Annotated in this window: 10 protein-coding genes; 2 read left to right on the top strand and 8 right to left on the bottom strand. The window is 48.2% G+C overall.

The annotated features are described in order from the left end of the window. Window positions 1-143 precede the first annotated feature (143 nt). Window positions 144-392, bottom strand: coding sequence for a hypothetical protein (locus AB7U36_RS11550; RefSeq protein WP_428159924.1), 249 nt, complete (start codon window positions 390-392; stop codon window positions 144-146). 13 nt (window positions 393-405) lie between these two features. Then, entirely contained in the window at window positions 406-1,185 is a 780-nt protein-coding gene (locus tag AB7U36_RS11545) for an inositol monophosphatase family protein (RefSeq protein ID WP_428159923.1), read from the bottom strand. 290 nt (window positions 1,186-1,475) lie between these two features. Between AB7U36_RS11545 and AB7U36_RS11540 the strand changes: the two genes are divergently transcribed. Then, entirely contained in the window at window positions 1,476-2,576 is a 1,101-nt protein-coding gene (locus tag AB7U36_RS11540) for a LysM peptidoglycan-binding domain-containing protein (protein WP_428159922.1), read from the top strand. Here AB7U36_RS11540 and AB7U36_RS11535 read toward each other — a convergent pair. The 3 genes from AB7U36_RS11535 to guaA are packed head-to-tail and all read right to left on the bottom strand — an operon-like array spanning window position 2,546 to window position 6,756. Next, window positions 2,546-4,138, bottom strand: coding sequence for a SidJ-related pseudokinase (locus tag AB7U36_RS11535; protein ID WP_428159921.1), 1,593 nt, complete (start codon window positions 4,136-4,138; stop codon window positions 2,546-2,548). The two genes, AB7U36_RS11540 and AB7U36_RS11535, sit on opposite strands and share 31 nt — an antisense overlap. Before the next feature lie 3 nt (window positions 4,139-4,141). Next, complete coding sequence (locus tag AB7U36_RS11530) at window positions 4,142-5,170, bottom strand: hypothetical protein (RefSeq protein ID WP_428159920.1); 1,029 nt, start codon at window positions 5,168-5,170, stop codon at window positions 4,142-4,144. Window positions 5,171-5,226: 56 nt separating this feature from the next. After that, complete coding sequence (gene guaA, locus AB7U36_RS11525; RefSeq protein ID WP_428159919.1) at window positions 5,227-6,756, bottom strand: glutamine-hydrolyzing GMP synthase; 1,530 nt, start codon at window positions 6,754-6,756, stop codon at window positions 5,227-5,229. A 150-nt stretch (window positions 6,757-6,906) separates the two neighbouring features. Here guaA and efp point away from each other — a divergent pair, with 150 nt between their 5' ends. Beyond that, window positions 6,907-7,470 carry an elongation factor P gene (efp, locus tag AB7U36_RS11520; protein WP_035236440.1) on the top strand — a complete coding sequence of 188 codons (564 nt, stop codon included), beginning with the start codon at window positions 6,907-6,909 and terminating at the stop codon, window positions 7,468-7,470. A gap of 98 nt (window positions 7,471-7,568) precedes the next feature. Here efp and AB7U36_RS11515 read toward each other — a convergent pair whose 3' ends face one another. The 3 genes from AB7U36_RS11515 to AB7U36_RS11505 form a co-directional block, all read right to left on the bottom strand. Beyond that, window positions 7,569-7,985: a cupin domain-containing protein gene (locus AB7U36_RS11515; protein WP_428159918.1), complete on the bottom strand. Its 417-nt coding sequence runs from the start codon at window positions 7,983-7,985 to the stop codon at window positions 7,569-7,571. 186 nt (window positions 7,986-8,171) lie between these two features. Next, window positions 8,172-9,581 (bottom strand): sigma-54-dependent transcriptional regulator, encoded by a 1,410-nt coding sequence (locus AB7U36_RS11510; RefSeq protein ID WP_428159917.1) that lies wholly within the window; start codon window positions 9,579-9,581, stop codon window positions 8,172-8,174. A 10-nt stretch (window positions 9,582-9,591) separates the two neighbouring features. After that, window positions 9,592-9,884 (bottom strand): sensor histidine kinase (locus AB7U36_RS11505; RefSeq protein WP_428159916.1); only part of this gene is annotated, 293 nt, incomplete at its 5' end.

Raw genomic sequence — 9,884 nt, 5'->3', positions numbered from 1 at the left:
TTTGGCTATCTGGTTAACAAAGGGGTTTGAACTGGACAAAGGCAGCCTTGCATCCACCACCTCAAGCAGGGCATCCACTTTGGCAATGGAACTTTTAAGCTGATTTTTTGTCTCCAGCATATGGCCGGGAAACCACTGGATATTCATCTGTTTATTTTCTTGATTTCCTGTTGGTGAGTGATTGTTTTATCCGGCTGTATGGGCTCCTGCTCAACACTGTCTTTTTGGAAAAAATACAGATATGAAAAGAGCACCGCAATGATACTGGAACCGGTAAACCCGCTGACGGCCAAGGCAATGGTATATTCAATCCAGTTGTAATGATTGTAATACCCAAAGGCGCCACCGGCTGCCATGCTTAGAATAAATATAAAAGCGAAAATGAATTTCATAAGTACATTAAAGTTATGATGCTGCTGAATACTTCGCCAAAATGCGAATCAGCTCATTGTGCAACTTTTTGTTTGCCGCAGCAATGCCTTTTTGTGGGAATTGCTGTGCGCCTGTAAAATCGGTGATCACACCACCTGCTTCCTTTAGGATAACTGTCCCTGCTGCAATATCATAAATATTGAGATTCATTTCCCAGAATCCGTCCAGACTGCCCAGGGCTGTATAACAAAGATCCAAAGCCGCAGAACCGAAACGCCTGATGTCCCGAAGTTTCGGGACAATCTCTTTAAAAATTGGCAGGTTGTTGTTTTGCCAGCCTGCTCTCAGGCATGCAAAGCCCGTTGCCATGACCGCTTTGTCAAGTTCCCCTGTTCCAGAGACATGGATGGGTGTGCCATCCATAAATGCACCCTTTCCTTTTTCAGCATAAAATAGTTGACCCAGGGCAGGGGCATAAACCACGCCGAGCACCATTTCCCCTTCTTTTTCAAGGGCAATGCTGATGCTGTAAAAAGGCAGCCGGTGGACAAAAGAGGTGGTGCCGTCTATGGGGTCAATGATCCACCTGAATCCGCTTTTTGTCTGGATAGCCCCGTACTCTTCTCCGAGCATGCCATGGTCAGGATACCGGGCAAGGATTGCCTTGGCCAGAAACGCTTCAACTTTTTTGTCTATTTCTGTGACAATATCTTTTGCTGATTTGAATTCAAGATCATGGGTGGTTAAGTGCTTTTGACCTTCAAGACAGATCATGCCAGCTTCAAGGGCCAGGTTTTTTATAAAAGAAATCAAAATATCAACCGTGTTTTAACTTGTTTCTCCAAAGATCATTAAAATTTAGGATGCCTGAAATTTTAATCAGCTATTATTGCATATTACATGGCATTTGAAAATACCCGGCACATCCATTGGAAAAACATAACCCCACTGTTTTTAAGTTACAGGAGTACCATGCTAAGATACGATTTTTCCAGTCTTGATTTTTAAAGTACGAAATGCAATGATTACCCGCAAATTTTTCTGACCGGTTTCACAGACCCGGGAAGATAAAGCGTTAACCACCAAACAACAGCGCGGATATCATGAAGCAATTCCTTATTTCCACAGTATTTATGGTCATTTTTTCAGCACATTTAACACTGGCCGCAGAAGAAAAACCGGGGCCACCCATTGTACATCCCCACATTCCCACCCTGGTGGAAGCTGTTCGCTTTTCCGGTGATATCAGCCTTTGCGGGGAGAAAATACCTTACACAGACCCCGAGGTCAGGGAGCGGCTTGAAAAAGAGATGCTGCTGGCCGTATGGAACCAGCCCCAGGTGATGCTGTGGCTCAAACGGGCCCACCGGTGGTTTCCGTACATCGAAAGCGTTTTAAAGCAGGAAAAACTCCACCTGGATTTGAAATACCTGCCTATTGTGGAAAGTGCGCTTCTGTCCCATGGAGAATCCCATAAAGATGCTGTCGGGTACTGGCAGTTCATCAAAAGCACAGGTCAAAGATACGGGTTGCGCATTGATCCAAAAGTTGACGAGCGCCGGGAGATGTTTGGCGCCACCCGGGCGGCCTGCCGCTATCTTAAAGATCTTTATTCACAGTTTGGCTCATATCTGCTGGCCATGTCCGCATATAATATGGGGGAATCTGGTCTGAGTACGGCCATGGCACTCCAGGAAACCCGGGATTTCTTCTCCCTTTACCTGTCTCAGGAAACCCAGCGGTATATCCTGAAAATGGTTGCCGTCAAGCTGATTATGTCTTCTCCGGAAAAGTATGGTTTTTATTTAGAGCCCCAGGATCTTTATCCGGTATTTACGTTTTCTGAAATTACGCTTTCTCCGGAAAATGATGTGCCTTTATCCATGATTGCCAAGGCCTGTGGTGTCTCATTCAAGACCATCAAGGATTATAACCCCCAGTTGCGTGGATATTTTTTGGAGAAAGGCACCTCTACACTTTTTGTGCCCGAGGGAAAGAATACGGATTTTCAGAAAAATTTTGCCATCCTTTACAAGAGCCTGACCAAAACGACGCCACCTTCAAAGGTCCATGTGGTGAAATCCGGGGAAGGCCTTTCCGCCATTGCAAGAAAATACAATATGTCTGTGTCCGCACTTTTGGCCCTTAATAAGATGTCAAAGAAAGATGTGATTCATCCCGGGGATAAATTGCGTGTGCAATGATGCTGTTGTAAAAACGCGCTTGCCACGCAGAATGCGGAAAATTTGAACAGAAATTCAATCAGTTCCGGTATGGAGATGGGCTGGTTGAATCCGCCGAGATGGGGGCCGGTAAAAAGGAGGATATCTTCTTCCCCCTTGGCCGGTATCAAGGTAACGCCTCGGTTGATCAGGAATCTTTCAAACCGGGTATCGTCCATATCTAACTGGTCCTGGACCCTTAACCTTTCCTCCATATGTTCATCACGCCCCATTTTTTCGATGAGCTGTTCAATAAGTGCAGGTATATTAAACGGGGACGGATCAAATGTATCGGCCCCGGTCAGGCCTTTGAAATAGTGTTCACAGACGCCTGTTAAAAGTGTCTCAAACCGATCCTGGCAAAAAAGATCCCGGGTATCCACATGGGGACGCGTGTTGTCTGTTCCCCTTCTGTGCGGGGCTTTGTTTCTGAAGCAGGCGCCTGCCACCAGAATGAAACTGAGCAGGTATTCACCGGTATAATGTTCAAGATCCAACGGTTTTATCCGGCAGGCCATATGCTCAAAATCCCGCAAACCCGATGCTGCAAAATTGGGGAATCGGCTGGAGTCCAGCCACTGATCGAGACGCCCGGCATGTTCCCACAAATATCTGCCATTGTCGTTTCTTCGGCCCTGCTGAACCCGGTTATGGAACAAGGGGATCAACGCAGTATGGAAAAGCCCCTTGGATGACAGTCTGCCCAAGACAAGCGCTGATTTGAAAAACGATGATTTAATTTGTTGCCAAGCCATATTTTCCAAATTGGGGTATTCATAATAACCCGGGCAGGGGATAAAGACGATGCAGGCAGGCCCGTATATTGTGTCGGGACCACCCCCGGGCAGTTCATCCGTGATGTTAAATAGATATCTGTCCCGGATGCGGACCGGTTTGGGAACAAGGTTTTCAGATTCTAAAGGATGCTTGGAAAACCAGTCCATCCAGACCGCTTCCCGGTGAAGTTCATTGATATTGTCCTGTGTTGTGGCAAATTTGATTACGCCCAGGATTTTTGTTCCTGCCCGGGAAATAAGGCTTCTGCCCTTCCAGGTCCATTGCGTATCGGCCGGCCATACCATTCCTGGGGCTGTAAATTTTTCAGCAAGGCTTGAAAGATCAGTGTCCAAAGGCATGATATTGTCGGGGAAAGATGGAATATCCGGTGCAGGGGTATTGTCTGCCAGCCGGCCAAGTGCCTTGCCCAGGGCACGAAGCCGCTTTCCTGAACTTTTCATCAGAAGCGACACAAGCCGTGGCACAATGGTTCGGGTAATTTCGTTCTCCATTGCTTTGCCCATGTCCGCCAGGGTGCAGGCTGCCTCATGATATAAAAAAAAGGCTTGTTTGGCCGTGTCAAACTTGGTGTTTTCAAATACAGAGAACAGTGCATCCAGCGTCTGCCGGGTAATTGTGAACGGATAATCAGCAGCATGCTGGCCAATATATTTGATCCCCATGTACGCCGCAGAAAAGTCCAGGCAATGATTGATAAGAAGGTGTTCTTCCCGGATCCGCGCGCTGGAGGGTGGGACGTGGCTCATCTGTTATTGGGAAAGGTCCTGCTCTGAAATGCCGTGTGTGCCCGGCACCTTTTGGGCCGGCAGAGCCGGTGTTTGTGTTTCCCGGGTGGACATTGGAGAGGCGGGAGGGGATGGCTGTGGTTTTACAGTTGATTGGACCTGGGGTGCCGATACTGTCTTCACTGCCGGTTTAGTGCTGGCAAGCTTGGCAGCAGAAGCTGTTTCCGCTGCCTTTTTTGCTGTTGAATTTGCTGCGTCTGCTCGTCTTTTAATGTCAGCAATCTGCTTTTCAAGATCCTGTCTGAGAAGACTTAAGTTGTTGTTCAATTTATTGTCTATGGCTGCGGCTGTCTCTTTTTTAAATTCATCCAGTTTTTTGCCCAGCAGGCTTGTGTCTTTGACCAGTTGTGCAATTCTTTCTTCATAGGCGGACAATTCAAGCAGCCTTGCGTCAAACTCCTCCTTAAACAGGTGGAACTCTTTTTTGATCTGTGCTGAAACTGTCTTAAAATCCGAACTGTTTTTATCAATAACAGATAGAAGCCCCTGGTTAATACGTTCCATGGCTGCCAGGGTGGACTTATCCTGGTCTGCATTGGTTTTAATCCGTTTATCCAGCTTGGCAAGGGCCGCTTCCATGGCTTTAAGATCAACCTTGGCTGCTGATATTTTTGCGGTCTGGCTTTCAAGGGCCTGGCGTTTGGTTTCAAGGGCTGTCAGCTTTTCATCCAGCTCGTGGGTGGCTTTGGCAATGCGTACATCAACCGCATTGAGCTTTATTTCAAGATTCTGTGATACCTGTGCCATCTGGTTTGCCTGGGTATGGTCCACATCCACCACCTTTTCGGCGATATCCATATAGACGAAGACCAAAATGGCAATGATGATGCAGGGGAGGATCACGGAGATGATGGTCACGCGCTGGGATAATTTTTCTATTTTAAGGGTGTTGGCTTCCTGCTGGAAAATTGTTCCCCCAATATCCGGCTCATTATCCGCAAATGCCCGATCATCCTCCGGGTGCAGGTAATCCCCCAGTCGGTTTTCATTCATATCTTGTTTCTTGTTTTCAGTTTCTTGGCATGAACGCTTAGGTTAATGACCTTGGGTTATTCCCATTCAATGGTGCCGGGCGGTTTTGAGGTGATGTCAAAGACCACACGGTTGACCTTGTCCACTTCATTGATAATGCGGTTGGAAATTTTTCCCAGTAGATCATGGGGGAGTTTGGCCCAGTCCGCTGTCATGGCGTCATTGGAGGTGACGGCACGGATGGCTACACAATTGGCAAAGGTACGTTTGTCTCCCATGACACCGACACTTTTCACCGGCAAAAGTACGGCAAAGGACTGCCACAGTTTCCGGTAAAGGCCGGCCTGTCTGATTTCCTGGATAAGGATATCATCGGCCTTTCGAAGAACATCCAGGCGCTCTTTGGTAATGTCCCCCAGGATGCGGATGGCAAGTCCGGGGCCAGGAAAGGGCTGGCGCCAGACAAGATCCTCGTTGATACCAAGTTCAAGGCCAAGTTTTCTGACCTCATCCTTGAACAGAAGCTGCAACGGTTCAATGAGCTTCAGGTTCATCTCTTCGGGCAGCCCGCCCACATTGTGGTGGGATTTAATGACCGAAGTGGGACCGCCAAAAGCGGATTTGGATTCAATAATATCCGGATACAAGGTGCCCTGGCCAAGGAATTGGGCATCTTCAACCTTTTTGGCTTCGGCGTCAAAAACATCAATGAAAATTTTACCGATGATTTTTCTTTTCTTTTCAGGGTCTGTAACCCCGGCCAGTGCGGTTAGAAATTTTTCTTGCGCATCCACAAACTTGATGTTCATGTCCAGATTGGCCCGAAGGCTGACCTCAAGCTGCTCTTTTTCGTTCAGGCGCAGCAGCCCGTTGTCCACAAAAATGCAGTGCAGGTTTTTCCCCACGGCTTTATGGATCAGGGTGGCTGCAACCGAAGAATCCACCCCGCCGGAAAGTCCCATGATCACCTTTTTGTCGCCGACCACATCCTTGATCTGGGCAATGGCGCCCTCACTGAAGGATTTCATGGTCCAGTTCTGCTCGCATCCGCATACATCAAAAAGAAAATGCCGGATCATGGCAGTCCCGTTAATGGAGTGCTCCACTTCCGGGTGAAACTGCAGGCCAAACAGTTTTCTGCTGTAATCGGCAATGGCGGCAATGGGGGTGTTATCGGTCTGGGCGGTAATCTCAAATCCCCGGGGCAGGAGTTTTGCAGAATCGCCATGGCTCATCCAGCACTGGAAGCTGTTATCCATCTCTTTGAACAGCGGATTGCCCGGATTGATCCGCAGTTCGGCAAAGCCATACTCTTTTTTCCCGGCCTGTTCGATGGTGCCCCCAAGGGTATGCACCATGTAGTGCATGCCGTAGCAGATGCCAAGGATGGGTACGCCCAAGTCAAAAATACCGGCGTCGATGGTCGGGCTGTTCTCTTCATAAATGGATGAAGGCCCGCCGGAAAGGATGATGCCTGTGGGGGCAAGGGCCTTTAATTTCCCAAGGGAGATATCTGCCGGTTCCACCTGGCAGTATACATTATTTTCCCTGACACGCCGGGCAATCAACTGGTTAAACTGGGATCCGAAGTCAATAACGATGATCATGGGTATTTCCTGCAATGATTAGATTTAAATCAGCAAAGTTTCCTATAAACATGGGAAAATTGCAAGTTGTTTTTGGTCTGAACTTGCCAAGAATGGCGGATTATGTTTTATTGGGTCCACTTTCATTATTTTTAATTTTAAGGAGATTGGATGTATTTAGCCAGTGATTTGAAAAAAGGACTTAAACTGGATATTGACGGTGATCCCCATGTGATTGTCGGTTTTGAGTTTAAAAAGCCGGGCAAGGGGCAGTCCCTGTATAAATGTAAACTTAAGAACATGATCACAGGTTCCCAGTTTGAACGTACCTACCGTTCAGGCGACAAATTTGAAAAGGCTGATCTGGAAGAGACGGATATGGAATACCTCTATTCAGACCGGGAGGGCTGGTGGTTTATGAATTCCACCAATTACGAGCAGATCATGATGACCAAGGAACAGATCGGAGAGAACGTGGACCTGCTCAAGGAAAACACCGTGTGCACTGTGCTGCTGCATAACCAGAATCCCATTGGTGTCACACTTCCCAACTTTGTGGTCCTGCGGGTCACTGCCACCGAACCCTGGGCCAAGGGAGATACTGCCACGGGTGACACCAAGCCCGCCACGGTTGAATCCGGATTTGAAGTCCAGGTGCCTCCTTTTGTGGATGAGGGACAGCTGATCAAGATTGATACCCGGACCCGGGAATACGTTGAGCGTGCCAGCGAATAGTTCCCAAAGGCAAGGGGTAGGATTTTTATACTATTTGGGTTGGAAACCGGCCAGGGAAGAAGCCTTCCTGGCCAGGCATTCCATTTTATGTGTGCGCTCTATTTCTTAACAGTAATCGGAGAATCCTGCACACCCGCATAAAAAACGATGATTTCTGCAAACTCATTGCCTTCATTTATCCCGTAGTGCCATTTATTCACCACTTCGATAATTGAATCTCCAGCGTTAAGCTGTAATTTTTCGTTCTCTTCGGTCACAACAGTCAGTGTGCCTTTTAACAATACGCCTGCATTTATTACAGGATGTTTATGAAGCGGCAATTTTGTTTTTGGAGGAATTTTTATTTTAAGAATTGTGATCTCCGGCTTGCCTTTTGCGTATTCAGGAAGGTCCGTCCCGTCCCAGCTCATACTGGTTTTTGCCAATATATCCGTTTTGACTGCATTTTCTTCGTGCGCCCATCCCAGTCCTGTTAAAAAGAATATTAAACAAATGCTGTAGAAAATTTTTTTCATGGTTTTTTGTCCATAATTTAAATAGCAATATTAAAAATCAATTTGATTGGAGATTAAACATCTCCGCCCGAAAAATTCAACTGTAAAGTGAATGTTCCATTAAATCGGGCACTGGTTCAGTTAAATATGTAATTTTAACTTTCTGATATAAAGGCAAATAACATTTTCAACCTGGGCGGGTGAAAATCAGAACATCTTTCCCCGGAATTTTTCCGGGTCAATGGCATACCGCTTCATGATCTGCTGAAGGGCCTGGCGGTCCATGGCGCAGCGTTTGGCCGCCTGGGTGATATTGCCCTGGGTCATGGAGAGCATGGCCCCGATATAGTTATGGTTGAACTGGGTCAGGATGTTTTCCTTGGCCTCTTTATAGGTGAGCTGTTCCATTTCCCGGCCAAAGTCCATGCAGACGCATTCGGCAGCCCCCTTTTTTTTTATGGGAATATCAGCCAGGCCAATGGTGTCTGTGCCGGCATAGAGAATGCCCTGGACAAGCACGTTTTCAAGCTCTCTGACATTGCCCTGCCAGGGGTGTTTCATGAGCAGGTCCACCACGTTTTCAGACAATAGTTTGGCCGGCTTGTTCAATTTCTCACAATGCTTGGCCAGGAGATGATCGCACAGAAGCGGGATATCCGTAACCCGGTCCCTCAGGGGCGGCAGTTCAATGGTGATCACCGAAAGCCGGTAGAAAAAATCTTCCCTGAACTCCTTGTTCCGGATTTTCTGCTGCAGATCCTGGTTGGTGGAGGCGATGATCCTGACATCCACATGGTCCACCCGGGTATCGCCCAGCGGCTTAACCTCTTTTTCCTGGATCACCCGTAACAGTTTGGTCTGGATGGTGGGGCCCACATCCCCGATTTCATCCAGGAAAATGGTGCCCTGGTCAGCTTCCTGGAAAAGTCCTGATTTGTCCCGGTAGGCATTGGTGAACGCCCCTTTTTTATACCCGAACAATTCACTTTCAAGGATATGCTCGGGGATGGTAGGGCAGTTGACCGGTATGTACGGCTTGTTTTTTCTGGGGCTCAGGGCATGAATGGATCTTGCGGTCAGGTCCTTGCCCGTGCCGGATTCGCCGGTGATCAGCACAGTGACATCAGAGTCTGCAACCAGCGCTATTTTTTCAAACACCTTCTGCATGGCAGGGCTTTGCCCGATCAAGGGCAAGGATTCGGTCTGGCAGGCCTTCTGGAGCCGGCGGTTTTCGGAAATAAGCCGGCTGCGTTCCAGGGCTTTGCGGATTTTAAAGATGATTTCATCCTGCTCAAAGGGCTTGGCAATGAAATCGTAGGCCCCTTTTTTAATTGCTGCCACAGCAGATTCAATATTACCGTAAGCGGTGAGCATGACCACGGTGAGATCCGGATATTTTTGTTTCAATTGTTCCAGAAGATCAAACCCATCCATCCCGGGCATGCGGATGTCACTGATCACAAGGTCAAAGGCTGTGCCGGACAGCCCAAGGATATTCAGGGCCATTTCACCGGAGAACGCCATGGCCACCCGGCAGTTCAGCTCCGGTTCAAGGGTGCGCTGGAGAAGGCGGGTCATGTCCTTTTCATCATCCACCACAAGAATATTGGGCCTCATCTTCTGCTCCTCATTGTTGCTGGGGGTGAAAGGGCAGCCGGATGGTAAATTCCGCCCCCTGGCTTTGCCGGTTTGCAGCCATGATCTCCCCCTGGTGCCGGCGGATAATGCCGTATCCCACGGAAAGGCCAAGCCCTGTGCCCCGGCCCACGGGTTTGGTGGTAAAAAAAGGATCAAAGATCCGGGACATATGTTGCTTTGGGATACCGGCACCGTTGTCCCTGACAAGGATCAGCACATGTGAATCTTCCTTCCGGGTGACAAGTTCTATGACGCCCTGGGGGGTATCATTGATGGCGTGAC

Source organism: Desulfobacter sp., assembly GCF_050177295.1.
Note: the sequence above shows the minus strand (reverse complement) of the source record. Positions and strands in the feature narration are given on the sequence as shown.